25 protein-coding genes are annotated in these 25,556 nt (G+C 69.6%); 13 read left to right on the plus strand and 12 right to left on the minus strand.

Going from position 1 to position 25,556, the window contains the following annotated elements:
- The 4 genes from ACQEU1_RS15580 to ACQEU1_RS15595 all read right to left on the minus strand — a co-directional run bounded on the left by ACQEU1_RS15580 (position 1) and on the right by ACQEU1_RS15595 (position 4,077).
- Positions 1-903, minus strand: coding sequence for a 5-dehydro-4-deoxyglucarate dehydratase (locus ACQEU1_RS15580; RefSeq protein ID WP_433201348.1), 903 nt, complete (start codon positions 901-903; stop codon positions 1-3).
- A gap of 8 nt (positions 904-911) precedes the next feature.
- On the minus strand, positions 912-1,793 hold the full coding sequence (locus ACQEU1_RS15585) for a carbohydrate ABC transporter permease (protein WP_433201351.1): 882 nt from the start codon (positions 1,791-1,793) through the stop codon (positions 912-914).
- On the minus strand, positions 1,790-2,680 hold the full coding sequence (locus ACQEU1_RS15590; RefSeq protein ID WP_433201354.1) for a carbohydrate ABC transporter permease: 891 nt from the start codon (positions 2,678-2,680) through the stop codon (positions 1,790-1,792). Before ACQEU1_RS15590 ends, ACQEU1_RS15585 begins: the two co-directional genes overlap by 4 nt.
- Before the next feature lie 77 nt (positions 2,681-2,757).
- Complete coding sequence (locus ACQEU1_RS15595; RefSeq protein WP_433201357.1) at positions 2,758-4,077, minus strand: ABC transporter substrate-binding protein; 1,320 nt, start codon at positions 4,075-4,077, stop codon at positions 2,758-2,760.
- Positions 4,078-4,203: 126 nt separating this feature from the next.
- Here ACQEU1_RS15595 and ACQEU1_RS15600 point away from each other — a divergent pair, with 126 nt between their 5' ends.
- The 4 genes from ACQEU1_RS15600 (at position 4,204) to ACQEU1_RS15615 (ending at position 8,448) form a co-directional block, all read left to right on the plus strand.
- Positions 4,204-4,992, plus strand: coding sequence for an IclR family transcriptional regulator (locus tag ACQEU1_RS15600; protein WP_433201360.1), 789 nt, complete (start codon positions 4,204-4,206; stop codon positions 4,990-4,992).
- 40 nt (positions 4,993-5,032) lie between these two features.
- On the plus strand, positions 5,033-5,860 hold the full coding sequence (locus ACQEU1_RS15605) for an NAD-dependent epimerase/dehydratase family protein (RefSeq protein ID WP_433201363.1): 828 nt from the start codon (positions 5,033-5,035) through the stop codon (positions 5,858-5,860).
- Entirely contained in the window at positions 5,857-7,359 is a 1,503-nt protein-coding gene (locus ACQEU1_RS15610) for an aldehyde dehydrogenase (NADP(+)) (protein WP_433201366.1), read from the plus strand. The genes ACQEU1_RS15605 and ACQEU1_RS15610 overlap by 4 nt, the downstream gene beginning before the upstream one ends.
- 300 nt (positions 7,360-7,659) lie before the next feature.
- A complete protein-coding gene (locus ACQEU1_RS15615; protein WP_433201369.1) occupies positions 7,660-8,448 on the plus strand; it encodes a radical SAM protein in 789 nt (262 codons plus the stop codon).
- Here the strand turns inward: ACQEU1_RS15615 and cpt are convergent.
- Together cpt and ACQEU1_RS15625 are read right to left on the minus strand one after the other, a co-directional pair.
- Positions 8,445-8,993 (minus strand): chloramphenicol phosphotransferase CPT, encoded by a 549-nt coding sequence (gene cpt / locus ACQEU1_RS15620; RefSeq protein WP_433201372.1) that lies wholly within the window; start codon positions 8,991-8,993, stop codon positions 8,445-8,447. The two genes, ACQEU1_RS15615 and cpt, sit on opposite strands and share 4 nt — an antisense overlap.
- Before the next feature lie 40 nt (positions 8,994-9,033).
- Complete coding sequence (locus tag ACQEU1_RS15625; RefSeq protein WP_433201375.1) at positions 9,034-10,353, minus strand: flavin-containing monooxygenase; 1,320 nt, start codon at positions 10,351-10,353, stop codon at positions 9,034-9,036.
- A gap of 109 nt (positions 10,354-10,462) precedes the next feature.
- Here ACQEU1_RS15625 and ACQEU1_RS15630 point away from each other — a divergent pair, with 109 nt between their 5' ends.
- The 5 genes from ACQEU1_RS15630 to ACQEU1_RS15650 all read left to right on the plus strand — a co-directional run bounded on the left by ACQEU1_RS15630 (position 10,463) and on the right by ACQEU1_RS15650 (position 14,721).
- A complete protein-coding gene (locus tag ACQEU1_RS15630) occupies positions 10,463-11,419 on the plus strand; it encodes an ATP-binding cassette domain-containing protein (protein WP_433201378.1) in 957 nt (318 codons plus the stop codon).
- Positions 11,416-12,216 carry an ABC transporter permease gene (locus ACQEU1_RS15635; RefSeq protein WP_433201381.1) on the plus strand — a complete coding sequence of 267 codons (801 nt, stop codon included), beginning with the start codon at positions 11,416-11,418 and terminating at the stop codon, positions 12,214-12,216. The genes ACQEU1_RS15630 and ACQEU1_RS15635 overlap by 4 nt, the downstream gene beginning before the upstream one ends.
- Positions 12,217-12,312: 96 nt before the next feature.
- Entirely contained in the window at positions 12,313-13,491 is a 1,179-nt protein-coding gene (locus tag ACQEU1_RS15640; protein ID WP_433201384.1) for an RtcB family protein, read from the plus strand.
- 71 nt (positions 13,492-13,562) lie between these two features.
- Positions 13,563-14,147, plus strand: a complete 585-nt coding sequence (locus ACQEU1_RS15645; protein WP_433201387.1) for a hypothetical protein — start codon at positions 13,563-13,565, stop codon at positions 14,145-14,147.
- The gene (locus tag ACQEU1_RS15650; protein WP_433201390.1) at positions 14,140-14,721 is read left to right on the plus strand and encodes a hypothetical protein; all 582 of its coding nucleotides are present in this window, start codon (positions 14,140-14,142) and stop codon (positions 14,719-14,721) included. The genes ACQEU1_RS15645 and ACQEU1_RS15650 overlap by 8 nt, the downstream gene beginning before the upstream one ends.
- A gap of 60 nt (positions 14,722-14,781) precedes the next feature.
- On the opposite strand, the gene ACQEU1_RS15655 is transcribed toward ACQEU1_RS15650, so the two are convergent.
- From ACQEU1_RS15655 to ACQEU1_RS15675, 5 genes are all read right to left on the minus strand, one after another.
- The gene (locus ACQEU1_RS15655; protein WP_382444365.1) at positions 14,782-15,129 is read right to left on the minus strand and encodes a hypothetical protein; all 348 of its coding nucleotides are present in this window, start codon (positions 15,127-15,129) and stop codon (positions 14,782-14,784) included.
- Between the two features lie 274 nt (positions 15,130-15,403).
- Positions 15,404-16,171, minus strand: coding sequence for a GntR family transcriptional regulator (locus tag ACQEU1_RS15660; protein WP_433201394.1), 768 nt, complete (start codon positions 16,169-16,171; stop codon positions 15,404-15,406).
- 31 nt (positions 16,172-16,202) lie between these two features.
- Positions 16,203-17,033 carry a glutamate ABC transporter substrate-binding protein gene (locus ACQEU1_RS15665; RefSeq protein ID WP_433201397.1) on the minus strand — a complete coding sequence of 277 codons (831 nt, stop codon included), beginning with the start codon at positions 17,031-17,033 and terminating at the stop codon, positions 16,203-16,205.
- A 175-nt stretch (positions 17,034-17,208) separates the two neighbouring features.
- Positions 17,209-19,857 carry a GNAT family N-acetyltransferase gene (locus ACQEU1_RS15670; protein ID WP_433201400.1) on the minus strand — a complete coding sequence of 883 codons (2,649 nt, stop codon included), beginning with the start codon at positions 19,855-19,857 and terminating at the stop codon, positions 17,209-17,211.
- A 15-nt stretch (positions 19,858-19,872) separates the two neighbouring features.
- The gene (locus ACQEU1_RS15675) at positions 19,873-21,045 is read right to left on the minus strand and encodes an acetoin utilization protein AcuC (RefSeq protein WP_433201403.1); all 1,173 of its coding nucleotides are present in this window, start codon (positions 21,043-21,045) and stop codon (positions 19,873-19,875) included.
- A 78-nt stretch (positions 21,046-21,123) separates the two neighbouring features.
- Here ACQEU1_RS15675 and ACQEU1_RS15680 point away from each other — a divergent pair, with 78 nt between their 5' ends.
- Positions 21,124-21,732, plus strand: coding sequence for a hypothetical protein (locus ACQEU1_RS15680; RefSeq protein WP_433201406.1), 609 nt, complete (start codon positions 21,124-21,126; stop codon positions 21,730-21,732).
- 27 nt (positions 21,733-21,759) lie between these two features.
- Here the strand turns inward: ACQEU1_RS15680 and ACQEU1_RS15685 are convergent, their stop codons facing one another.
- A complete protein-coding gene (locus tag ACQEU1_RS15685) occupies positions 21,760-22,611 on the minus strand; it encodes a sulfurtransferase (protein WP_433201409.1) in 852 nt (283 codons plus the stop codon).
- A gap of 78 nt (positions 22,612-22,689) precedes the next feature.
- On the opposite strand from ACQEU1_RS15685, the gene ACQEU1_RS15690 reads away from it, so the two are divergent.
- Genes ACQEU1_RS15690 through galE form a run of 3 tightly spaced genes read left to right on the plus strand, consistent with a single transcriptional unit; the run spans position 22,690 to position 25,556 of the window.
- On the plus strand, positions 22,690-23,385 hold the full coding sequence (locus ACQEU1_RS15690; protein ID WP_433201412.1) for an iron dependent repressor, metal binding and dimerization domain protein: 696 nt from the start codon (positions 22,690-22,692) through the stop codon (positions 23,383-23,385).
- Positions 23,382-24,557, plus strand: a complete 1,176-nt coding sequence (gene galK, locus ACQEU1_RS15695) for a galactokinase (RefSeq protein ID WP_433201419.1) — start codon at positions 23,382-23,384, stop codon at positions 24,555-24,557. Before ACQEU1_RS15690 ends, galK begins: the two co-directional genes overlap by 4 nt.
- 36 nt (positions 24,558-24,593) lie before the next feature.
- Positions 24,594-25,556 (plus strand): UDP-glucose 4-epimerase GalE, encoded by a 963-nt coding sequence (gene galE, locus ACQEU1_RS15700; RefSeq protein ID WP_433201422.1) that lies wholly within the window; start codon positions 24,594-24,596, stop codon positions 25,554-25,556.

Genomic DNA, 25,556 nt, shown 5'->3' on the forward strand with positions numbered 1-25,556 from the left:
TCAGCTCAGCAGTGCCTTACCAGCGGCGATGATCTTGTCGAGCGCGGCCAGGTGCTCGTCGGCGGGGTCGACCAGCGGCGGGCGCACTCCCCCGACGTCGAGGCCGTTCGCGCGCACCGCGGCCTTCACCAGCGCGACCGCGTAGCCGGGGACCTTGTCGCGCAGCTCGACCAGCGGCTTGTAGAACTCGTAGAGGAACCGGTTCACGAGCTCGGTGTCGCCTGCCTGTACAGCGTTGTAAAAACCGATCGAGATCTCCGGCGCGAAGCAGAACACCGCCGACGAGTAGAGCTCGACCCCGATCGCGCGGTACGCGAGCTGCGTCATCTCCGCGGTGGGCAGGCCGTTGAAGAACTGGAAGGGCTTGTCAACGTTGGCACGAACCGACAGCACGATCCGCTGCATCTGGTCGAGGTCGCCCAGGCCGTCCTTGAAGCCCACGACGTTCGGGATCGAGGCGACCTCGACGGCGGTCTCCGGCGTGAACCGCGCGTTGTTGCGCTGGTACACGATGACCGGCAGCTCGGACGCGCCGGCGGCCTCCGCGACGTACCGCACGAGCCCCGCGGCCGGGTTCGTCACCAGGTACGGCGGCAGCAGCAGGATGCCCTGCGCGCCGGCGCGTCCGGCGGCCCGCACGAACTCCTTGGTCTGCGCGATCGACCCGCCCGCCCCGGCGAACACCGGCACCTTGCCCGCGGTGGCCTCGACCGCGACGGCGACGGCCCGTTCGAACTCCTCCAGCCCCAGGGCGTGGAACTCGCCGGTGCCGCACGCGACGAACACCGCGCCCGGCCCGGCGGAGACACCGTGCTTGACGTGCTCGGCGAGCACGTCGTACGCGATGTTCCCCTCGCTGTCGAACGGGGTCACCGGAAAGAACAGCACACCATCGAGTTGCATAACCAGACTCATCCCTTGATCGCTCCGGTGGTGATCCCACGCAGGAAGGACTTCTGCAGCGACAGGTACACGACCAGGCTAGGTACCAGCGCCAGCAACGCACCGGCCAGCACGATGCCCGTTCCGACCATGTCGTCGGAGCGGAGCGCGAGAAGTGCGACCGTGAGCGTGTAATCGGAGGGGTCAGCGGCGACGATCAGGGGGAGCAGGTACTGCTCCCAAATCATGTTGAAGCCGAACACGGCGATCACGCCGAGCGCGGGTTTGCACAGCGGGAGGATGATCTGCGCGAAGAGGCGCAGCTCCCCCGCACCGTCCACTTTGGCCGCTTCCTCCAGCTCGTTGGGGATCTCCTTCATGAACTCCGTCATGACGAAGATGGAGAAACCCCAGGCCCCCAGCGGGAGGATGACGCCCAGCAGGGTGCCCTTGAGACTCACGTGCACCAGCGGTAGGTCTCCGATCACCAGCGACAGCGGGATCGCGATGACCTCCTCCGGCAACATCATCGTGGCGAGGATGACCAGCAGTGCGATGGCCTGACCGCGGAACTTCTTGCGCGCCAACGCGTACGCGGCGAAAACGCTCACCGCCAGCTGCAACAGCAGCGCACCACCCGCGATGATCAGCGAGTTCATCAGGTAGTGCCAGATCTTGTTCTCCGCCGCCACCTGGAAGTTGATGAGCGACGGGTTGTCCGGGATCACCGACAGCTGGGTCGGGTCCGGGTTGTGGTCGAACGCCCCGGAGAAGATGACCAGCAGCGGCCCGCAGAAAAGGATTACAGCGATGGCCGACAGGAGGAACCTGATGCCCCTGCTGAACCACGCGTCCGTGCGGGTCGACCAGCCGATGGCGCTGTCGAACCGGCTCGAGTTCACCGTGCTCATCGCGCTTCCCTCCTGCGGCGGTACCACTGCACGCTGACCGTGAGGATCAGGGTTACCAGGAACAACAGCACAGAACCAGCCGACGCGAGTCCGGCTTCGGACTGTTCGAACGCCGTGGTGTACACGCGGGTCATCCAGACGTCGGTCGATCCCGCGGGACCACCGCCGGTGAGGACGTACACCTCGGTGAAGACGCGCAGGCCGCGGATCGCCGCCAGGGTCAGCAGGATCGTGATCACCGGCCGCAACGCGGGGAGCGTGACGTTCCAGATCCGTTGCGGCGTCGTGGCTCCGTCGATCGCGGCCGCCTCGTACTGCTGGCGGTCGATGCCGGCGAGCCCGGCGAGGATCAGCACCATGTCGTACGGCGCGTGCTTCCAGATGCCGACGAACATGACCGACACCAGCGAGGTGTCCGTGTTGTGGATGTACTCCCACGGCCCGAGCCCCACCCACGAGATCAGCTCGTTGAGGAAGCCCTCCGGCGCCGGGTAGAAGAACAGCCGCCAGATCTCACCGATGACCGCGGTGGCCGCCACGACGGGCAGGAACACCGCGGACCGCACGAACCACAACGACTTGGTGTGGCCTTCCAGCAGCAACGCCAGGAAGAAGCCGATCACCATCGCGCCGATCGTCTGACCGCCCGCCAGCACGAGCGTGTGCCAGCTGGCGGTCAGGAACTTCTCGTCCTGCAGGATCGTCGCGTAGTTCTTGAACCCGACGAAGATGTCCCCGAGGAACGGCCGGACCTCGAACAGCGAGAGCCGGATGCCTTCGGCCATCGGGATGAACTTGAAGACCAGGAAGATCAGCGCGGCGGGGAGCAGGAAGAGCCACGGGATGAAGGTGGCTCCCGTGAGGCGGCGCCGGCGGCGCCGCCTCACGGGGTGGGTTTCGACGGCACCGCCGCCACTAGCCGTCGAGCCCACGTCTCGGGTTTCGCCGAGTGACTGAACAGAGGTCACTTCGACGCCTTCTGGTTTTCGAGTTCCTTCTTGAGGGCTTCCGCGAGGGTCTTCAGCTCAGCCGAGGAGTCCGCGGGGCACTTCGCGAAGATGGAGTTGAGGGTCTCCGAGGTCTTCTGCCGGAACGGCGCGAAGTTCGGGACGCTGGGGAACGGCCGCGCCTCGCTCGAGTACACGCCCGCCACGGTCGCCCAGCGCGGGTCCTTGTACGTCGCGTTGACGTCGACGGTCTTGTTGACGGGGAGCCGCACGACCGGCTGCGGGTCGCCCTTCATGCCCGCCTGCTGCGCCTCGGGCGTGATCAGGTACTCGGCGAGCTTCTTCTGGTCGGCGGTCTTCGCGGAGCCGGCCATCTGGTAGATGTTCTCGCCCTCGCCGAGCACGGTGGCGCCGGCCGGTCCCTTCGGGGACGCGACGACCTCGTACTTGTCCTTGCCGACCGACTTGTCGAAGCGGCCGATCATGTACGGGCCGGTGAGGTAGATGCCGCTCTTACCGGACTCGAACAGCGGGTGCGCGTCGTTCGTGCCGAGGGTCAGCGAGCCGGGCTGCATGACCTTGTCCTCGCAGAAGAGCTTGCGCAGCCGTTCGACGGCCTTGGTGGACTCCGGCGAGTCGATGCCGACGCGGAACTTGCCGTCGCCCTCGTCCTCGAGGATGTCGCCGCCGCCCTGCCAGATGTAGCTCGCGGCCCACCAGGCGAGGTAGCCGCGGTCGGTGGTGCCGGGCACGAGCATGCCGTAGGTGTCGTTCTGCCCGTTGCCGTCGGGGTCGTTGTAGGTGAAGGCCTTCGCGAGGTCGTCCAGCTCCTCCCACGTGGTGGGGACGGGCTTGCCGAGCTTCTCGCGCCAGTCCTTGCGGATCAGCGTGACCATCGCCTGGGTGGAGTAGGGGATGGCGTAGAACTTGCCGTCCGCGCCCTTCCCGTTGTTCCACGCGCGGTCGACGATGTCGCCGGCACCCGCGACGTCGTCCTTGTTGACCTCGGTCGTCCAGCCCTGCTTGACGAAGTTGCCGAGCGAGCCCGTGTCGGTGATGACGACGTCGGGGAGGTCCTTCGAGGCGGCGCGCTGCTGCACCTGCTTGTCGAAGTCGTTGAAGATCGGCTTGTAGTCGACCTGCACACCGGTCTTCTCGGTGAACGACTTGAAGATCTTCTCGTAGACCTTCGCGGTCGCCTCAGTGGAGCGGGTCCACACCTCCAGAGGCTTGTTCGGGTCTTTGTTGGACGTCGCCGCCGTGCCACCGCCGCCGCATCCCGCGAGCAGCGCGGCCACGCCCAGCGTGGCAAGTGTTGTGGCAGTTCTACGGCGCATCGTCGGAGCCCTTCGTGTTCAGATATGTGAACGTGGGTCGTACTTGTGAACCTGGGACAGGACTGTAAGAATCACCACAGCAACGTGTCAAGGGAAAGTTTCTTCCCTGTTTCGAGGAGGCTGCAGGTGGCGTCGCCGATCGGCAAGGGCACGGCTCGTCCTGGCGCGGTGAAGTCCGCCGACCGCACGGTGGAGCTTCTCGAGGTGCTGTCCGCGTCAGACCGCAGGTTGACGCTCACGGAGCTGCACCGGGAGCTCAGCTACCCGAAGTCCAGCCTCTACATGCTGTTGCAGACGCTGGTGGCGCGCGGCTGGGTGGAGGTCGACTCCGACCGCGGCACGTACGGCATCGGCGTGCGCGCACTGCTCGTCGGTACGTCCTATTTGGACCACGATCCCGTTGTGCGCGCGGCGATCCGGGTGATGGAGCAGGTGCGCCAGGACATCAACGAGACGGTCCACCTGGCCCGTTTGGACGGTGCGGACGTCGTGTACCTGGCGAGCCGCGAGTCCGAGCACCACCTGCGCGTCGTCTCGCGCGTCGGCCGCCGGCTGCCCGCGCACTCGACGTCGCTGGGCAAGGCCGTGCTGTCGACGCGCACGCCGGAGGACGTCGACCTGATCCTGCCCGCCGAGCTGTCGCCGCTGACCCCCAACACCGTGACCGACCGGGCGGCGTTGCACGAGCAGCTCGCCGGGTTCCGCAACGTCGGCTACGCCCACGAACGCGAGGAGAACACGCCCGGACTGGGCTGCTTCGCGGTGGCGTTGCCGTACCGCAATCCCGTGCTGGACGCCATGAGCTGCTCGGTTCCGCTGGGCAGGCTCACGCCCGAGCACGAACGGCAGGTCGTCGGCGCGCTGCTCGACGCCGCGCGGACGATCACCGAACTGCTGCGCCAGTTCGGCCGTTGACGTTGTGCCGAAACCTGAACAAGACGGAGGGTTCCATCCCGTGACCGCACGCATCCTGATCACCGGCGCCGGCGGCGGGGTGGGCACGCTCATGCGCACCCGCCTCGCGGCGCAGGGCCGTGTCCTGCGGCTGCTGGACATCGCGGAGCTGCCCGCGGCCGCCGACGGCGAGAACGTCGAGCTCGTCGAGGCGTCGGTGACCGACATGGCCGCCATGGAGGCGGCGATGAAGGACGTCGACGCGGTGATCCACCTCGGCGGCCACAGCCTGGAAGAGTCGTGGGACAAGATCCTGCGCGTCAACATCGACGGCACGCACACGGTGCTGGAGGCCGCGCGGCGCTCCGGTGTCCGGCGGGTCGTGCTGGCCAGCTCGAACCACGCGGTCGGCTACGTCGAGCGCGCGGACGGCGAGGCGGGCGACTACGCGTTCCCACGCCCGGACACGTACTACGGAGTGTCCAAAGTGGCCTTGGAGGCGCTGGGGTCGCTGTACGCGGACCGCTACGGCATGGACGTGATCGCGATCCGCATCGGGTCGTGCTTCGAGAAGCCGCGCGACGTGCGGATGCTGTCGACGTGGATGTCGCCGGACGACGGCGCGCGCCTGTTCGAGGCGTGCCTCTCCGTCGAGTCGCCCGGTTTCCGGATCGTCTGGGGTGTCTCGGACAACAAGCGCGGCTGGTTCTCCCTGGAGGAGGCGCGCGCGATCGGGTACGAACCGCAGGACGACTCCGAGGAGTACGCGGCCGCCGTGCTGGAGCAGCACGGCGGTGAGCTCGACCCTTCGTCGCCCGCGGCGAGGTTCGTTGGCGGGGCCTGGTGCGGCCCCGATTTCGACACGGCAGTCAAGGAGGCAGGGCGTTGAGCCACGTCGTTCAGGGATACAACCCGCGCACCGGTGAGCCGTTCGGTGAACCGGTCGCCAAGACCCCCGACAGCGAGGTGGATCGGATCGCCTCGGCCGCGGCCGTCGCGTTCACGGCGTGGTCCGCGGTTCCGGCGGCAGAGCGCGCCGTCGTGCTGGAGAAGGTCGCGGACGCGCTCGACGGCGAGTCGGCGTTGCTGGTCGAGACAGCCGACGGTGAGACGGCGCTGGGCGTGCCGCGGCTGACGACCGAGCTGAAGCGCACGACGAACCAGCTGCGGCTGTTCGCGGAGGTGCTGCGCGAGGGCAGCTACGTCGAGGCCACCCTGGACACGGCGAACCCGGACATCATCCCGCCGCGGCCGGTGCTGCGGCGCGTGCTCCGTCCACTGGGGACGGTCGCGGTGTTCTCCGCGTCGAACTTCCCGTTCGCGTTCTCGGTGGCCGGTGGCGACACCGCCTCGGCACTGGCGTCGGGCTGTTCCGTCGTGGTGAAGGCGCATTCGGCGCACCCGTCGACGTCGCGGGAGACCGCGCGGGTCGTCGTGGACGCGCTGCGCGAGGCCGGTGCGCCGGAGGGCGTGTTCGGGATCGTGTACGGCACCGAGTCCGGTGTCGCGCTGGTGAAGCACGCGGCGGTGCGCGCGGTCGGGTTCACCGGGTCCACCGGTGGCGGGCGCGCGTTGTTCGACCTGGCGCAGGGCCGGCCGGACCCCATCCCGTTCTACGGCGAGCTGGGCAGCGTGAACCCGACGGTGATCCTGCCGGGCGCCGCCACGCCGGACATCGCGGCCGGGTTCGCCCAGTCGCTGGTGATGGGCGTCGGGCAGTTCTGCACGAACCCCGGCCTGGTGTTCGCGCCGGAGTCGATCGTGCCCGCGCTGGGCGAGGCCGTCGCGGCGTCGTCGGGTGGTGCGATGCTGAACGAGCGGATGTGCGACTCCTACCAGGCGGGCACGGACGCCCTGGCCGCGTCGGACCTGGTGTCCGTCGTGTCGGCGGGGACCCGGCCGGACGAGGCGTGGGCGGTGGCTCCGCTGCTGTTCACCACGCCGGTCGAGGTGTTCGAGCAGAACCTGGAGAAGCTGACCGAGGAGCACTTCGGCCCGGCGGCGCTGGTCGTCACCTACTCGTCGCCGTCCGAGCTGCACTCGGTGCTCGCGAAGCTGCCGGGCACGCTGACCGGCACGGTGCACGCGGCCGACTCCGACCACGCCGAGGCCGGTGAGGTCGCCGAGATCCTGCGGCACGTGGCGGGTCGGCTCATCTTCAACGCCTGGCCGACCGGTGTCGCGGTGGCGTGGGGCCAGCACCACGGCGGCCCGTGGCCCGCGACGACGAACCCGCTGCACACGTCGGTGGGCGCCACGTCTATCCGCCGCTGGATCGCGCCGGTGACCTACCAGTCGTGGCCGGACGCGTTGCTGCCGGCCGAGTTGCAGGACGCGAACCCGCTCGGTATTCCGCGTCGCGTGGACGGCGTGCTCGGCACGCACTGATCTTCCCTCCGAGGACGGGGTCGCCGGCATCGCGCCGGCGGCCCCGTTTCTCTTTGCGCGCTCCCTCTCCGGTCCCGCCTCCCGCCCGCGGAAGCAGTTTCCCGGGCGTCCCTAATGAGACGCTCCCTATCGAGACGATTACTCGGTTATAACCAATACGACGAGGTCTTCGGCCTATTCGTGTCGGCGACATGTCATCCGCTCAACAGCAGTTCGATGTTTGGATGAATTCGACAGCTCTTTTGGCGTCCGGCCGGTGCAAGATGGGTTATCGCACGGCTACGTCCAGGGGAGCGGGACATGACCGACCTGCGTTTCGCATGGCTTGAGATCACCGGGAAATGCCAGCTGAGCTGCACCCACTGCTACGCGGACTCCGGACCGCGCGGCGACTCGGGGAGACTGGGTGCCGACGATTGGTTCCGCGCCGTCGACGCCGTCGCCGAACTGGGTGCGCGCTCGGTTCAGTTCATCGGCGGAGAGCCGACATTGCACCCGGATTTACCGCGCTTCATCGACCGCGCGCTGAGCGCCGGTCTCGAGGTCGAGGTGTTCAGCAATCTCGTGCACATCGGCCCGCGCCTGTGGGAGTCCTTCTCCCGTCCCGGAGTGCGACTGGCCACCAGCTACTACTCCGCCGCGCCAACCCACCACGAGTCCGTCACGCGCCGCCGGGGCAGCCACGCCCGCACCCGCGCCAACATCGCCGAGGCGCTGAGCCGCGACATCCCCCTGCGCGCCGGGGTGATCGACGTCGGCTCCCCCACCAGGGACGCCATCGCCGACCTGAGATCGCTCGGCGTCGTCTCGATCGGCACGGACCGGCAGCGCGCCGTCGGCCGCGGCGCAAACGCTTCCGCGCTGAACCAGCTGTGCGGCCGGTGCGGCGACGGCGCCGTCGCGATCGCCCCGTCCGGCGACGTCTGGCCGTGCGTCTTCGCGCGCCGCGTCAGCCTGGGCAATATATTGGATACTGATCTTGCGACGATCCTGTCGAGGTCGACGTACCGCGCGCCGGTACCCGTGGGCGCCTCCTGCTGGCCCCAGGGCGGCGGTTCCTGCGCCCCGAACGACGACCCGCCGCGTTAGGGGGTCCGCACGACCGCCGCGGCGATCACCCGTGCGCACTCGATCGCCTCGGCCTGGGCGCTGTCGACCTCGACGTCGTACGTCATCCCGCGGTGCACCAGCTCGGCCTGCGCCTCGGCCATCCCGGCCACCCGGTCGCCGCGCGCGAGTTCGCGTCCGACGGCGACGGCGGCGTCGCACCGCACCCCGACCCACAGGACGTCGAGCCCGTCGAGCGCGGTCTCCCACCGCTTCCTCGACTCGGTCCCGCCGAGGAACACGTCGTCGACGATCACCCGTGCCCCGGAGCGCACCATCGTCGCGACGCCCGCCATCCACGCGTCCTCCAGCAGCCGGAACTCGGCCCCGGCGCTGACCTCGCCTTCCCCGCCGAACCCGATCCCCTCGGACCCGAGCCGCAGCCGCGCCGGCAGCACGTCGATCAGCGTGTCGACGCCGATCGCGAGCCACGCCTCGGGCAGCACCGCCTGCAGGCAGCGCGCGATGCCCGACTTGCCGGAGCTGGACCCACCGTTGAGAACGATCACCTGAGCACTGGTCGGCACGCCCCCGACGGTACCCATCCCGCCGCGCCGGCAACCCGGCTCAGCGCCGGGCCGCGCCCGCCCGCCGTTCCGCCTCCAGCTCGCGCCGGTAGCCGAGGAAGTCGACCTCCAGGGTGTGCCGCGACGACTTCACGTACCGCCGCCGCAGCCGTTCCCGGTAGGCGGTGATCTCCGCCTTCATCTCCGGCACCGGCGGCAGCGCCCCGCTCCCGGAGACCAGGTCGGCGATCCACTCGGCCTGCGCCTCGGCCAGCGGCATGATCGCCCCGAGCGGCTGGATCAGGCCGAGGAAGTACAGCCCGGGGTGCGCGGGGTCCACGACCCGCCGGTACAGCGAGACCTCGTTGCCCGCGTCCGACACCGCCGGGAACTCCGCCGGATCCAGGAACGGGAACTCCACCTGGTATCCGGTGCAGTACACGATCACGTCGACGTCCTCGCGCGACCCGTCCGCGAACACCACCCCGGACCCGTCCAGCCGGGACACGTTCGGCTTCACGGTGATGTCGCCGTGCCCGAGCCGGGTCAGCAGGTCGTCGGACACCGTCGGGTGCGCCGCCAGGATCGCGTGCGACGGCTCCGGCAGCCCGTAGTCCGACAGCCGGCCGCGGGCCAGCCGCAGCATCGCCCGCAGGGACAGCGACTGCAGCCAGGCGGGCGCGAACCGGGCCAGCGGCGAGGTCGTCAGATGATCGGTGGGCATGCCGAACAGGTACTTCGGCATGATGTGCGCGCCGCGGCGCATGGCGAGAAACGTCCTGGCGGACACCCGGGAAGTCTCGACGGCGATGTCGCACGCCGAATTGCCGATGCCGAGAACCAGCACCTTCTTGCCGGCGAATCGTTCCGGCGTCTTGTAGAAGTGCGCGTGCGTCTGCTCGCCGTCGAACGAACCGGGAAACGCGGGCTCGGGCATCCGGGGCGACCAGTGGTGCCCGTTCGCGACGATCACTGAACGGTAGACACCCGAAAACTCCTCGCCGCTGTCGCGATCGCGTGCCGTCACCGAATAGCCACCGGGCGCGACGGAAACGGAGGTCACCTCGGTGCGGAACCGGATGCGGTCGCGGAACCCGTGGTGCTTCACGAAGTCGTCGAAGTACTCGGCGATCTGGAAGTGCGACGGATACGCGGGCAGGTGCGCGGGCATCGGGTAGGACCTGAACTCCATCATCTGCCGCGAGGTGTTGATGTGGAGGGAGCGATAGGCCGACGACATGCCGTTGTCGTTGAGGTAGCGCCAGTTGCCGCCGATCTCGGATCCGGCCTCGAGGCAGTCGTACTCGATGCCGCGGGCGCCGAGCACCTGACATGCGGCGATGCCGGACGAGCCCGCCCCGATGACGCACACGCGTTCCATGCGACTGAAGTATTTTCACGTTCGCGGTCGCTGTCAATCTCCGGCCGTTCACCCCGGCGCGGCCGGAAATCGGACGAAATTGTCAGACCCGACCGCCATGATGGCCCGCATGACAGACGCGATCGTGGCCGAAGGCCTGATCAAACGGTACGGAACGGTCGTCGCGCTCGACGGCCTGGACCTCAGGGTCCCCGAGGGCACCATCATGGGGCTGCTGGGTCCGAACGGCGCCGGCAAGACGACGGCCGTGCGCGTGTTCACCACCCTGCTCGAGGCCGACGAGGGCACGGCGCGCGTCGCCGGGCTCGACGTCCGCACGCAGGCCGAGGAGCTGCGCGGCCGGATCGGGCTGTCCGGCCAGTACGCGGCCGTCGACGACAACCTCACCGGGTTCGAGAACCTCGACATGGTCGGCAGGCTGTACCACCTGGGCCGCGCGCGGAGCCGCGAACGCGCCCGCGAGCTGCTCACCCGGTTCGACCTCGAGGACGCCGCGGACCGTCCCGTGAAGGGCTACTCGGGCGGCATGCGGCGGCGCCTCGACCTCGCGGGCGCGCTCGTCGCGAAGCCGTCGGTGCTGTTCCTCGACGAACCGACGACGGGCCTCGACCCGCGGTCCCGCCTCGGCATGTGGGACGTGATCGAGGAGCTCGTCCAGGGCGGCACCACGCTGCTGCTCACCACCCAGTACCTGGAGGAGGCCGACCGGCTCGCCGACCAGATCGCCGTGATCGACCAGGGCAAGGTCATCGCCGAGGGCACCGCGGACCAGCTGAAGGACCAGGTCGGCGGCGAACGCCTCGAACTGTCCGTCGCCTCGCCCGACGCGCTCGTGGCGGCGAGGTCCGCTCTCGCCGACCTCGCCGTCGGCCAGATCGGGTCGGACGACCGCCAGGGGCACCTGACCGTGCCGGTCTCCGGCGGTTCGGCGGTGCTGATGGAGGCGATCCGGCGCCTCGACGCCGAGTCGGTGAAGGTCCTCGACATCGGACTGCGCCGGCCGACGCTCGACGACGTGTTCCTGACCCTGACCGGCCACCACGCCGAAGGCGAGGACGAGAAGTGAAGCTGCTGCAAGCGCTCGCGGACGGCGGTGTCGTCGCCAAGCGCAACCTCATCAAGATCAAACGCGTGCCGGACCTGCTGGTGTTCTCCACCGCGGCGCCGATCATGTTCGTGCTGCTGTTCGCCTACGTGTTCGGCGGCTCGATCCAGATCCCCGGCATGGACTACCGCGAGTTCCTGATGGCGGGCATCTTCGCGCAGACCGTGCTGTTCGGCGCCACCATCACCGGCAGCGGTCTGGCCGAGGACATGACCAAGGGCATCATCGACAGGTTCCGGTCGCTGCCGATGGCGCGCTCGGCCGTGCTGATCGGCCGCACCACGTCGGACCTGGTCAACAACGCGCTGGTCATCGTCATCATGATGATCACCGGCCTGATCGTCGGCTGGCGCATCCACTCGTCGCCGCTGGAGGCGCTCGCGGCGGTGGGGATCCTGCTGCTGTTCGCCTACGCGTTCTCGTGGGCGATGGCGTGGATCGGGCTGCTGGTGCGCAGTCCCGAGGTGTTCAACAACGCGAGCTTCATCTTCATCTTCCCGATCACCTACATCGCGAACACGTTCGTGCAGTCGGAGAACCTCCCGGCGGGCCTGCGGCACATCGCCGAGTGGAACCCGGTCTCCGCCGTCACGCTCGCCGCCCGCGAACTGTTCGGCAACACCTCTCCCCTGCAGCCCGCGCCGGACGCGTGGCCGTTGCAGCACCCGGTGATCGCTTCGCTCGCCTGGGTGGTGATCTTCCTGCTGATCTTCGTTCCGCTGGCCAACTACCAGTACAAGCGCGCCGTGGCCCGCTGAACTGGGTCGCCGGCCTTAAGCGAGTTCGTTGGCGCTCAAGGAACTCCCGGGAAACTCCTTTGTGGAAGCCGCGAAGCGCCGCCTAACCTCGTACGCATGGCAGCAACCGTGGTCCGCGGCCAGAACGTGGACATCCGCATGTGGACTCGACCGGAAGAGGTCGAGGAGTTCGCCATGCAGCAGTTGCAGAACATCTCCTCGCTGCCCTGGGCTTTCAAGCACGTCGCGGTCATGCCGGACGTGCACTACGGCAAGGGCGCCACGGTGGGTTCGGTGATCGCGTTGCGCGACGCCGTCTCCCCCGCGGCGGTCGGCGTGGACATCGGCTGCGGCATGACCGCCGTGCGCACCTCGCTCACGGCCAACGACCTGCCGGAGACACTGCGGGGCCTGCGGTCCCGCATGGAGTCCGTCGTCCCCGTCGGGTTCGGACAGCACCGCGCGACGGCGTTCACCGAGAGGGACGCGTCCGACTGGGGCGTGTTCTGGAGGAAGTTCGACGACCTCACGCCGGTGGTGAAGGCGCGCGCCGACAAGGCGATGCACCAGATGGGCACGCTCGGCGGCGGCAACCACTTCCTGGAGGTCTGCCTCGACGGGGACCAGCAGGTGTGGGTCATGCTGCACTCGGGGTCGCGCGGGATCGGCAACGAGCTGGCGCAGCACCACATCGCGGTGGCGCGCACGCTCGCGCACAACTCCGAGCTGCCGGACCCGGACCTGGCCGTGTTCCTCGCGGGCACGCGGGAGATGGCGTCCTACCGGCACGACCTGTACTGGGCGCAGGACTACGCGCGCCGCAATCGCGCGGTCATGCTGCGCCTGGTCTGCGACGTGCTGCGCGAGGAGTTCCCACAGGTCTCCTTCGACGAACCCATCTCCGCGCACCACAACTACGTCGCCGAGGAGAAGCACTTCGGCGAGGACGTCCTGGTGACGCGCAAGGGTGCGATCCGCGCCGGACGGGGCGAGCTGGGGATCATCCCCGGCTCCATGGGCACCGGGTCGTACATCGTGCGCGGGCTCGGGAACCCCGACTCGTTCATGTCGGCGTCGCACGGCGCCGGCCGCAGGATGTCGCGCAACAAGGCCCGCAAGACGTTCACGACGAAGGATCTCGCCGCCCAGACAAGTGGGGTCGAGTGCCGCAAGGACTCCGGTGTCGTGGACGAGATTCCAGGCGCCTACAAGGACATCGACGCGGTGATGGCGAACCAGTCCGACCTGGTCGAGGTGGTCGCCAAGCTCAAGCAGGTGGTTTGTATCAAGGGTTGATGTTTCCCTTGTGAGTGAACGGGAAAGCCTCCCGGACAGCCAGAGAGTTTGCCTGTCTTGGAGGTTTTTCCATGTCAACGGGCGCCATCATCGGCGTTGTGGTCGCGATCGTCGCGGCATTGGTGATCCTCGTGATCGTGCTGAGGCCTGCCATGCAGCGCAAGAAGCTCCGCGACCGCTTCGGCCCTGAGTACGACCGCGTGGTCGAGCACAGCGACAACAGATCAGCGGCGGAGAAGGAGCTCGCGGAGCGGGAGCACCGCCACAGCGAGTTCGACCTGAAGCCGCTTTCCCCGACGGCACAGGAGAGTTACCGCCGGCACTGGGCGACCGTGCAGGCGAAGTTCGTCGACTCGCCGGAGAGCGCCATCGCCGACGCCGACCGCCTCGTGACCGATCTGATGGCCGAGCGCGGGTACCCCACCGAGGGGTACGAGGCGCAGCTGAGCGTTCTGTCGGTCGAGCACGCGAAGACGCTGGAGCACTACCGCAAGGCGCACGACATCTCGGAGCGCCAGGAGATCGGCGAGGCGAGCACCGAGGACCTGCGCACCGCGATGGTGCACTACCGCGAACTGTTCACCGATCTGCTCGAACGCGGCACGGCGCCGCGCAAGAACCGGGAAGCCACGCGGAAGGAGAAGACCGATGTCTGAGGCCCAGACCCACGCCGCTGGGGTTCCCACCCCGGCGCGACCCCAGCAGTCGCCCCAGCAGACCGAACGCATGCCGCAGCAGGCGCAGCGCGTCGAAGCGCAACACGCTGAGGCACAACGGATCGACGCACAGCGCACCGATGCACAGCGCACTGATGCGCAGCGCACCGAGACGCAGCGCACCGAGCCCCAGCGCCCCGCGGACGCGCAGAAGACCGCGGACGCGCAGAGGAACGAACACCAGCGCACGGAACCGCAACGCACCGAACAGCGCCACGCCGAGGCGCAGCGCTCCGACCAGCGTCACGCGGAGCCGCAGCACACCACGGAGTCGCGTCCGGTCGGCAAGCTGGAAGACGAGTGGCAGGCCGTGCAGTACGACTTCGTCGACGACCCGAAGTCCGCGGTCCGCAAGGCCGACGAGCTCGTGACGCGCGCCCTGGAGGAGCTGACCAGCCGCCACCGCTCCCTCACCAAGCAGCTCGAGGGAAACAGTGATCCACAGACCGAGGACCTGCGACTGGCTCTCCACCGCTATCGGGAACTGTTCAAGTCGCTGGTCGCCGTCAAATAAGTGCTGGAAGCCCCGGCGCCGTGGCCGTAACAGGTGGCGGCGCCGGCAGGCATGTCCAGGTCAGCTGGGGAGTTCGCGGATCTCCATCTCCAGCACGTCGATCTCGTCGCTGATCGCCTCGTCCAGCATGTCGTCCAGCAGCTTGCGGCACTCCGCCGACCCGCACCGCGGCAGCCCGGCACCGAACCGCGGCACCTGCTCCCACCACACGGCGGGGTTGTTCCAGAACGACCCCGACCCCTGGTCGACGCCTTCGAGGCAGCGCAGCCTCTGATCGGTCTCCGGAAGAGCGCGCACGAACTCGATGAACAACGCCAGCGCGTCGGGACTGCTCACCGGAACCGCGCCGTAGCCGCGCAGGCAGTCTTCGAGCTCTGCGAGGAACTCCGCCTTGAAGGACACGGCCACCCCCGCTCCTCCGCACCGTTGCGGACGTCCTGAAGTTCGTCCCACCAACAGTACCTCCGCGACTTGAGCGGGGAACGAGTGCGAACGGGCGGTCTCTTCCTGTGCCCGCACGGGGTTCCGGTGACCCGCAGTCACTTCGTCCGCCGGTGCGGCGGCGCTCGCGTCAGCGCGGCCGAACGTCACTCTCCCGGACGCGCCAAGGAAGTCACGCAAAGTGCAGAGCGTTGTCCGTTGGGGCCCGAAAGGAATTCCCTCCACAGTGGACAGGCGCGACTCAGCGCTCCGCGTGCAGCCGCGCCACGAAGCTGAACCTGTCGCCCCGGTACAACGACCGGGCGCGTTCGATCGGGTGACCGTCGACGTCGTAGGACACGCGGTGCAGCAACAGCATCGGCAGCGCCGGGTTCGTGCCGATCAGCAACGCCTCGCGGGGCGTGGCGAGCACGGTCTCAACGCGTTCCTCGGCCTCCGCGAACCGCACGCCGAGCCGTTCGGTGAGGCACGCGTAGAGCGAGCCGGCGGGGTCGAGCTTCTCCATCAGGTCCGGGAAGCGGGTCAGGCTGAGGTAGGTCGATTCGAGTCCGATGCGTTCGTCGTCGGCGAGCAGCACGCGTTCGAGGTGCAGGATCGGGTCGCCGGGGTCAAGCACCAGGTCGCGGGCGAGGCCCTCGTCGGCGCCGAGCTCCTCGACGGTGATGACCGTGCGGTTCGGTTCGACGCCCTGCCTGCGCATGCCCTCGGTGTAGCTGACCAGGGACAACGGCTGGACGAGCTTGGGCGGCGCGACGAACGTGCCGCTGCCCTGGCGGCGGATGAGCTTGCCTTCGAGCACGAGCTCGCTGACGGCCTGGCGGAGCGTGACGCGGGAGACGGAGAACCGTTCGGCGAGCTCGCGTTCGGACGGCAGGACGGTGCCTTCGCCGAGGTTCTCGACGAGGTCGAACAGCTCGGCCTTGACCGCGTAGTAACGCGGGACGCGGCCGTGTTCGGGAATGCCCGCGCGAACGGGTCGATCAGCGCGGTGCGGCGGGACGCGGTTCACGTGGCGTGAGCCTACGTGACGCCGCGTGTGATCACGGGGCCAGCTTCGGCGGGTCGGGGATCTTGTAGCCGGAAGATCCGATGTTGGCCTCCAGCGACTTGCGCCAGGCGCCGGTGTCGATCATCTTCTGCATCGCGGCCTGGACCTTGGCCTTGCTGTCGGGGTCGTCGCGGTGCAGGCCGACGCCGTACTCCTCCTTGCTGAACGGGTCGCCGACGACCCGCAGGAGCTCGGGGTTCTGCGCGGCGTACCCGGCGAGCAGCACGTCGTCGGTGGTGACGGCGTCGACGTTCTCCGCGAGCAGCGCCGTGACGCAGTCGCTGAACTTCGCGTACTCGACCATCTTCACGTCCTTCGCGAACTGGTCGCGGACGTACGCGGCGGAGGTCGAACCGGCGGTGGAGCACAGGCGGAGGGTGGCGTTGAGCGACTTCGGGCCCTCGATGCGGCTCTCGTTCATGCGCACCAGCAGGTCCTGGCCCGCGACGAAGTAGGGGCCGACGAAGTCGACGATCTGCTTGCGCTTGTCGGTGATCGAGTAGGTGGAGACCACCATGTCGGCCTCACCGCTGGTCAGGAGGGTCTCCCGGTTGCCGGGCTGCGCTTCCCTCCAGGTGATGTTCTGCTCGGGGACGCCCAGCTCGCCCGCGATGTACTTGGCGACGTCGACGTCGAACCCGCGGTAGCTGCCGTCGAGCCTGCGGACCGACAGTCCGGGCTGGTCGTACGACACGGCGATGACCATGCGGTCGTTCGAGCTGACCTTGCCGGCCATTCCGGATCCGCCGCCACCCGCGCACGATGCGAGCAGGAGCACGGCGGCGATGGCTGCCACCAGGCGGAGAAGTGCTCTCGGCGTCATTCGTCCCTACTCACAGCTGTTTCTCAGCAAAGGCGTTTATTCCACGGGCATGCGCCTGCGCACCTGGGTGGGTGCTGCTCGGCGATGCGGGAAACCTAAGCGCCGAAAGGACGCATGTCCATACCTCAACGCGAATGAAACATCGGAATCGTTGCGGTAACTCATCAGTAGCGGGTTACCGGAGACGGCGCGGTCCCGCGTCGTGCAGCGACGGAGGGGGTCCGACGACGATGCGCGCACTGCTCACGAAAGCGCCTGCGGCGGAAGCAAGAACTGGTTCGAGCTTCAACGAGCGCACCTCCGGAAGGTCCTCGGCCAACGCCGCCAAACGGAGTACCAGTTCCTGAAGTGCTTTCAGGTCCGCGGGTTCGTCGCCGCGGTAGCCGGTGAGCAGCGGCGCCGCTTTCGGTGCGGCAACGAGTTCCGCCGCGTCGGTGTCGGTGAGCGGGACGGCCCGGTAGGCGCGGTCGCCGAGCAGGTCGCTGACCAGTCCCGACAGTCCGAACCAGACCAGCGTGCCGAAGCTCGGGTCGTCCTGCAGGCCCAGGACGCAGCTGACTCCCTTGGGCGCCATGCGTTGCACGTAGACGCCGGGGTTGCCGGAGAGCGCGGCGAGGTCGTGGTAGGCGGCCCGGACGGACTCCTGCTGGGCGACGTCGAGGCGCACGCCGACGAGGTCGGTGCGGTGGCGCAGGCGTTCGCTGGTGGCCTTCATCGCGACGGGGTAGCCGAGTTCGTCCGCGGCCTGGGCTGCCTCCTCCTCGCTGCGGGCGATGCGGAACGGGACGACGTCGATGCCGTAGCAGCGCAGCAGTCGCACGGCCTGCTCGTCATCGAGCCGGGTCTCGACCGCCGGGCTGTCCACAATGGACCTCGCTTGGTCGAGGTCGATGCCGTCCGGGCGGACGAAGGTGCCCTGCGGCGCGGCGCGCCAGCGGGCGTAGCGGACGGCCCTGGCGAGGGCGAGCACGGCGCGTTCGGGACTGGCGTAGCTGGGAATCCCGCCCTTGCCCGGAATCCGCAGCTCGTCGGGGACGCCCTCGACCGCGAGGAACGTCGACACGATCGGCTTCGCGCGGTGCGCGGCTTCCCTGATGGCGCGGGCGTAGGCGGTGCCGGGGACGGCGACCGGCGGCACGAACACGACGACGAGGGCGTCGGTGTCGGCGCGGTCGAGTGCCTCGCGGACGGCCTTGGCGAACTCCTCGGGCGTGGCCTGGGCGCCGACGTCGACGGGGTCGCCCGCGAGCTCGAGGTCCTGGGCGAGCAGCGTGTCGGCGGCGAGCAGGCCGATCGCGGTGGAGTTGCCGACGACGGCGACGCGCCTGCCCTTGGGCAGCGGCTGGTGGGCGAGCAGCAGGGCGGTGTCGAAGAGCTGGGCCAGCGAGTCGACCCTGATCACGCCGGCCTGCTCGAACAGGGCCTGGACGCTCGCCTCGTCGACCTTGGCGGCGGTGGCGGCGAGGCCGGGGACGACGGCGTGGCGGCCGGACTTCACCGCGACGATGGGCTTGGTGCGGCCGAGCCGTCTCGCGAGCCGCGCGAACTTGCGCGGGTTGCCGAAGGACTCCAGGTAGAGCAGGACGACGTCGGTGGCGGGGTCGGTCTCCCAGTACTGCAGGAGGTCGTTGCCGGAGACGTCGGCGCGGTTGCCGGCGGAGACGAACGTCGACAGGCCGAGGCCCCAGCCGGCGGCGTTGGCGAGGATGGCCGTGCCGAGGGCTCCGGACTGGCAGAAGAAGCCCGCGCGGCCCCGTTCGGGCAGCTTGGGGGCGAGGCTCGCGTTGAGGCGGACCTTGGGGTCGAGGTTGAGGACGCCGAGCGCGTTCGGGCCGACGACGCGCATGCCGTGCGCTCTCGCCTCCGCCGCGAGCCTGCGTTCGGCCGACAGCCCGTCGGGCCCCGTCTCGCCGTAGCCCGAACTGACGACGACGAGCGCCTTCACGCCCTTGGCCAGGCATCCGTCCATGACTTCGTCGACGCTGGCGGCGGGCACGGCTACGACGGCGAGGTCGACGTCGTCGGGGATGTCGAGCACGGTCGGATAGGCCCGCACGCCCCGTACGGCGCGGTGCTCGGCGTTGACGGGGTAGACAGGCCCGTTGAAGTCGGCCTCGAGGAGGTTCTTGAGGACCGCGTGCCCGATCTTGGTGGGGTCGGTGGACGCGCCGATGACCGCGACGCTGCGCGGATGCAGCAGGTTGTGCACGCTGCGCGCCTCGGCGGCCTGCTCCCGTGCCCTGGCGACGGCGACGGACTCGTCGGTCGGGTCGATCGCGAACTCCAGGTGCAGCACGCCCTCCTCGAACGCCCTGCTGACCTGGTAGCCGGCGTCGCGGAACACCCGGACCATCTGCCCGTTCTCGGCGAGCACCTCGGCCTCGAACCGGGCGAGCCCGACCTCCCTGGCCGCGGCGGCGAGGTGTTCGAGCAGGATGCTGCCGAGCCCGCGCCCCTGATGCCCGTCCTCGACGACGAACGCGACCTCGGCGCTGTCGCCGCGGCGCCCGCCGCCGTGCAGCCGGTCGAACCGCCCGACGGCGACGATGTCGTCGCCGAGCAACGCGATGAGCGCGACCCGGTCGTGGTGGTCGACCGTGCTGAACCGCTCCAGGTCCCGTTGCGGGATCCGCGGGTACGGCCCGAAGTACCGGAAGTACCGCGTGCGCTCCGACAGCCGCCCGTGGAACTCCCGCAGCTGCTCGCCGTCGTCGGGCGTGATGGGCCGCAGGTGGACCGTGCCGCCGTCGCTCAGGACGACGTCGGCCTCCCACCGCCGCGGGAAGTCGAACGGATCCCGCTCACCGGTCACATCGTCGGGCACGCGGTCCGGCACCTGTCAGTCCCTGGGGTCGTCGGGATCAAGCCCGTGCAGCGGGAACACCGCACGGCGCGTCTCGCGGATCGCCTTGTCCACCGGCTCCTCCGAGTCCCCGCCCCACGGCTGGTACCCAGGGTCGCATCCGTCGGTCATCGACGCGGGCAGGGGCCACTCAGGTGCGATCCGTGTCGCATGAGCCACCCAGTCCGCGGGCAGCGGCCGGTTGGGGTCGACGTCCCGGTCCAGCACCGTCGCCAGCAGGTGCGTCCACGACCGCGGCACCACCCGCAACAACTCGTACCCGCCCCCGCCGAGCGCGAGCCACTTGTACCCGTGCTCGTTCACGAGGTCCCGAAAAGCCTGGTAGATCGCCCGATGCCCGTCCACGCTCAACGACAGGTCCGCCAGCGGATCCTCCCGATGCGTGTCCACTCCGCACTGCGTCACCAGCACCTGGGGCCGGAACGCCCGCAGCAACGCCGGCACCGTCGCGTGGAACGCCCGCAACCACCCGCCGTCCCGGGTCCCGGCGGGCAACGGCACGTTGACCGCGCTCCCCTCGGCCCCGGCACCCCCGACCTCACCGGCCCACCCGGTACCGGGCCACAGGCTCATCGGATGCTGGTGCAACGACACCGTCAACACCCGCGGGTCGTCCCAGAACGCCGTCTGCACCCCGTCCCCGTGGTGCACGTCGACGTCGACGTAAGCAACGCGCTCCACCCCGCTGCGCAACAACCACTCGATGGCCACCGCGCAGTCGTTGTAGACGCAGAACCCGGCCGCGCTGTCCGGCATGGCGTGATGCAGCCCACCCGCGATGTTGACAGCCCGGTCCACCTCCCCCGACGCAATGGCCCGAGCCGCCACCAACGACCCGCCGACGACCAACGCAGAGGCCTCGTGCATCCGCTCGAACACGGGGTTGTCCGCCGTCCCCAGCCCGTGCCCGACATCCCACCCCGCGGTGGGCGCGGCCTGCACAGCGCTCAAATACCCGGGCTTGTGCACCAGCTCGATCTCTTCGTCGCCGGCCGCCTCCGGCACCCGCAACTCCACGCCGTCCAACACCCCGAGCGAGGTCGCGAGCCGCACCGTCAGGTCGAGCCGCACGGGATTGAGCGGATGGTCGCCACCGAGGTCGTACCCGAGGAAGGACCTGTCCCAGACAACCGCGGCTGGCTTACCCATGCCCAGCAACCTACAGTCGCTTCGCCCCGGCGCACCTGGCCGGCGGAACCGATCTCACCGAACAGGGGTCAGAGGCGCATGCACCTGAGACCAGCGGCCGTACTGGCAGCACTGAGCCTGACCCTCCTCGCCGCCACCGGCTGCGCCGCCGAGGTCAAGGGCACCGCCACGGCCGACCCGAACGCCACCCAAGAGGCCTCCGACCCCACCACGACCTCGAGGAAGGCGCCGGCCAGCACCGCCAACTCCAAGCCGGCCACCCCCACCGCCCCGCAACAGCAGCAGGGCAAGGTGAAGATCTCCACCAAGAAGAAGGCCACCGGCCTCGAAACCTGCGGCGTCCTCAAGGCGGCGGACATCGAAGCCGCCACCGGCGGCAAGTCCTCGGCGGACGGCGGCTGCATCCACACCACCACGGGCCCGTCCGCCGTCATCACCCAGATCGTCACGGTCCCGGACATCCTGGAACAGGACGGCGAGAAGAAGCAGATCGAGATCGGCGGCAACACCGCCTGGCAGGTCGCCGCCTCCAAGGAGGACTGCCAGGTCACGGTCATGCTGACCGACGACCCGGCCGCCATCACCTCGGCCTTCTCGGTGAGCGTCCTGGCGATCGACGACCTGGACACCTGCGCAACGGCCCTCAAACTCGCCACCGAGGGCTTCAACCGAATCCCCAACGCCTGACCACACCACCGGCACCAGGCCCACGACTCAGCCGCCGGTAGCGACCTCCCGGTCCAACGCACACCAGTTGGACCACGACCCGGCGTACAAAGCGGCCGGCTTCTCAGCCGACGTGATCCCAGCGACCTCCAGCGCGAGCACCACGGACGAGGCGGTCACCCCGGACCCGCAGTAAGCCCCGACGGCCCCACCACCCGACACCCCGAGCCCAGCGAACCGCGAGGCCAGCTCCTCGGCCCCGAGCCACCGCCCGTCCGCCCCGACGTGCCCGGCGGACGGCGCGTTGAGCGCGCCCGGAACGTGCCCGGCCTTCGGATCCACCGGCTCGGTCTCCCCGCGATACCGAGCAGCGGCCCGCGCGTCCAGCAACACCCCGTCCCGCGCGAGCGCCGCCGCCCCGTCCGCGTCCAGCACGGGCATCTGCCCAGGCCGCACCACCACGTCACCGAGGGCATCCCCACCAAGCTCGGCCGGCACCTCGGCGGTCACCGGCAGCCCGGCGGCCTCCCACGCGGCGAACCCGCCGTCCAGCACCGCGACCTCACCGAACCCGGCCCACCGCAGCAGCCACCACACCCGCGCGGCGACCGACCCGTCCCCCGCGTCATAGGCCACGACCCGGCCACCCTCACGCACGCCGGCACGACGCAGCACGTCCTGCAGGCGCTCCGGCTCCGGCAGCGGATGACGGCCCCCGGCACCGGGCGGAGAGGACAACTCGGTGTCCAGATCCACGTACACCGCGCCAGGCACGTGGCTGACCTCGTAGTCTTGGCGTCCGGGTGGTCCACCGAGACGCCACCGGACGTCCAGCACAACGGTGGCCGGACGCGCACTCAGCGCGTCGGCGAGGGCCTCAGGAGTGATCAAGGGATGCACGACTCACATCCTGCACCCGCGCGGACACCTGTGTCCCCCGGCACGACTACCATTGACACCATACGAAGGGGAGCGGGTGTGAACGACCTCATCGACACCACGGAGATGTATCTCCGCACGATCTACGAGCTTGAGGAAGAAGGCGTGGTGCCCCTGCGCGCCCGCATCGCCGAGCGCCTGGGCCAAAGTGGACCGACGGTGAGCCAGACCGTCGGCCGCATGGAACGCGACGGCCTGGTGATCGTGGCGGAGGACCGCCACCTCGAGCTCACCGAGCAGGGCCGCAACCTCGCGATCGCCGTCATGCGCAAGCACCGGCTCGCCGAGCGCCTCCTCGTGGACATCATCGGGCTCGAGTGGGAGCACGTGCACAGCGAGGCGTGCCGCTGGGAGCATGTGATGAGCGAGGCGGTCGAACGCAAGCTCATCAAGCTCCTCGGCAACCCCACCACCTCGCCCTACGGCAACCCGATCCCGGGCCTCGACAAGCTGGGCGACGGCGAGCCCGCCCCGCCCGCCGAGGCGGACCTGGTGCGCGTGGACGAGGTGGCCCGCCGCGGTGGCGGCCGCGTCGAGGTGCGCCGCATCGCCGAGCACGTCCAGCTCGACCCGGACCTCATGGCCGAGCTGAAGGACGCCGGCGTGGTGCCGGGCGGCACCGTGGAGGTCGAGGCGCTCGGTGGCGCCAAGGTCATCCAGGTGCGCGGCGGCAACGGCAACAAGGCCGAGCTCGACCCCGCGGTCGCCCACGCCGTCCTGGTGCTCGCCCGGTGACCCAGGCGACGACACCGGCGGCGAAGGCGGCCGAGGCGTTCCAGCGCCTGTACGGGCGCACGCCGGAGGGCGTGTGGTCGGCTCCTGGCCGCGTCAACCTCATCGGCGAGCACACCGACTACAACGACGGCTACGTGCTGCCGTTCGCGTTGCCCCACCGCATCGCGGTCGCGGCGTCGCCCCGCACCGACGGCGTGATGAACGTCGGCACGATGGGCGACGACGGCGGGGTGCAGGAGGCGGACCCGGTCGTGGTCGCCGACCTAGTCCCCGGCACCGTCAAGGGGTGGGCCGCGTACCCCAGCGGCGTCGCCTGGGCCCTGCGGGAGCAGGGGATCCCCGTCACCGCAGGGGCTGACCTCGTCATCGCGGGCGACGTGCCCGCCGGGGCCGGTCTGTCCTCCTCGCACGCCCTGGAGTGCGCTGTCGCGCTCGCGCTGCTCGGCCTCGCCGGCGTCGACGCCGAGCGGCCGGACATCGCGCGCTGGGTGCAGCGCTCCGAGAACGACTTCGTGGGCGCGCCAACCGGCATCCTGGACCAGACGGCATCGCTGTGCTGCGTCGAAGCGCACGCGCTGTTTTACGACGTGCGCTCCGGCAAGCCGGAACAGGTCGCGTTCGACGCGGCTGCCAGCGGGCTCGAGGTGCTCGTCATCGACACCCGCGCGAGCCACGCCCTCGTCGACGGCGGTTACGGCGCCCGGCGGGCGGGCTGCGAGCGCGCGGCCGCCATCCTCGGCGTCCCCGCGCTGCGGGACGTCGACATCGCGGAGCTCGACCAGACGCTCGTCCGGCTGCCCGAAGACCTGCGTCCGCTGGTGCGGCACGTCGTGACCGAGAACGACAGGGTCCTGCGCACGGTCGAGCTGCTCCGCGCGGGCAAGCTCGCCGACGTCGGCACGCTGCTCTCGGGTTCCCACGCGAGCCTCCGGGACGACTACCGCGTCTCCTGCCTGGAGCTCGACGTCGCCGTCGACTCCGCGATGGCGGCCGGCGCTCTGGGCGCCCGGATGGTCGGCGGCGGCTTCGGCGGTTCGGCCATCGCCCTCGTGCCCGTCGAACGGCACGACGAGGTCGAGCGGTCCGTGCTCGCCGGCTTCGCCTCGCGCTCGCTCACGCGGCCGAGGCTTTTCACGGCGGTTCCGTCCGCGGGTGCGGGCAGGGACCGGTAGCCAAGAACGATCTTGACCAGGAATGCGAGGACTGTGGTGAAGCTGCTCGTCACGGGCGGGGCCGGATACGTCGGCAGTGTGTGCGCTGCCAGGCTGCTCGAAGCCGGGCACGAGGTGGTCGTCCTCGACGACCTCTCGACCGGCCACGAGGACGCCGTGCCCACGGGAGCGCGCTTCATCCAGGGCGACATCGCCGACGTGATCGGCGATGTCCTCGCGGAAGGGTTCGACGGAGTTCTGCACTTCGCGGCGAAGTCCCTCGTCGGCGAGTCCATGCAGGACCCCGGCAAGTATTGGACGGGCAACGTCCTTACCGCGATTCAGCTCCTCGACGCGATGAAGGATCACGGCACGCCGAAGCTCGTCTTCTCCTCGACTGCCGCGACGTACGGCGAGCCGCGGGAGGTGCCGATCCCCGAGACCGCCCCCACCGCGCCGACCAACACCTACGGCGCCACCAAGCTGGCCATCGACCACGCGATCACGTCGTACGCCGCGGCGCACGGCCTCGCGGCGACGAGCCTGCGGTACTTCAACGTCGCCGGCGCCTACGGCAGCATCGGCGAGCGGCACGCGACCGAGACCCACCTCATCCCGCTCGTGCTGCAGGTCGCGCTCGGGCAGCGCGAGCACATCTCGATCTACGGCGAGGACTGGCCCACCGAGGACGGCACCTGCGTCCGCGACTACATCCACGTCCTCGACCTCGCGGACGCCCACCTCCTCGCGCTGGAGAACGCCACCGCCGGAGAGCACCGGATCTACAACCTGGGCAACGGCACCGGCTTCTCGGTGAAGCAGGTCATCGACACCTGCCGCGAGGTCACCGGCCACCCGATCCCCGCCGTCGTCGCCCCTCGGCGCGCCGGCGACCCGGCCGTCCTCGTCGCCTCCGCCGAGCGGGCCCGCACCGAACTCGGCTGGAAGCCCGAGCGCGCGGACATCACCGGCATCGTCCGCGACGCGTGGGAGTTCACCCGCGCCCGGCACGGAGCCTGA

The organism is Lentzea sp. CA-135723 (genome assembly GCF_050936595.1).
In the GTDB taxonomy this organism is placed as follows: Bacteria; Actinomycetota; Actinomycetes; order Mycobacteriales; family Pseudonocardiaceae; genus Lentzea.

Coding starts and splice junctions, on each gene's coding strand:
- ACQEU1_RS15580 (WP_433201348.1), bottom strand. CDS start 903: ATGCAACTCGATGGTGTGCTGTTCTTTCCGGTGACCCCGTTCGACAGC.
- ACQEU1_RS15585 (WP_433201351.1), bottom strand. CDS start 1,793: ATGAGCACGGTGAACTCGAGCCGGTTCGACAGCGCCATCGGCTGGTCG.
- ACQEU1_RS15595 (WP_433201357.1), bottom strand. CDS start 4,077: ATGCGCCGTAGAACTGCCACAACACTTGCCACGCTGGGCGTGGCCGCG.
- ACQEU1_RS15615 (WP_433201369.1), top strand. CDS start 7,660: ATGACCGACCTGCGTTTCGCATGGCTTGAGATCACCGGGAAATGCCAG.
- ACQEU1_RS15625 (WP_433201375.1), bottom strand. CDS start 10,353: ATGGAACGCGTGTGCGTCATCGGGGCGGGCTCGTCCGGCATCGCCGCA.
- ACQEU1_RS15630 (WP_433201378.1), top strand. CDS start 10,463: ATGACAGACGCGATCGTGGCCGAAGGCCTGATCAAACGGTACGGAACG.
- ACQEU1_RS15640 (WP_433201384.1), top strand. CDS start 12,313: ATGGCAGCAACCGTGGTCCGCGGCCAGAACGTGGACATCCGCATGTGG.
- ACQEU1_RS15645 (WP_433201387.1), top strand. CDS start 13,563: ATGTCAACGGGCGCCATCATCGGCGTTGTGGTCGCGATCGTCGCGGCA.
- ACQEU1_RS15650 (WP_433201390.1), top strand. CDS start 14,140: ATGTCTGAGGCCCAGACCCACGCCGCTGGGGTTCCCACCCCGGCGCGA.
- ACQEU1_RS15665 (WP_433201397.1), bottom strand. CDS start 17,033: ATGACGCCGAGAGCACTTCTCCGCCTGGTGGCAGCCATCGCCGCCGTG.
- ACQEU1_RS15675 (WP_433201403.1), bottom strand. CDS start 21,045: ATGGGTAAGCCAGCCGCGGTTGTCTGGGACAGGTCCTTCCTCGGGTAC.
- ACQEU1_RS15680 (WP_433201406.1), top strand. CDS start 21,124: ATGCACCTGAGACCAGCGGCCGTACTGGCAGCACTGAGCCTGACCCTC.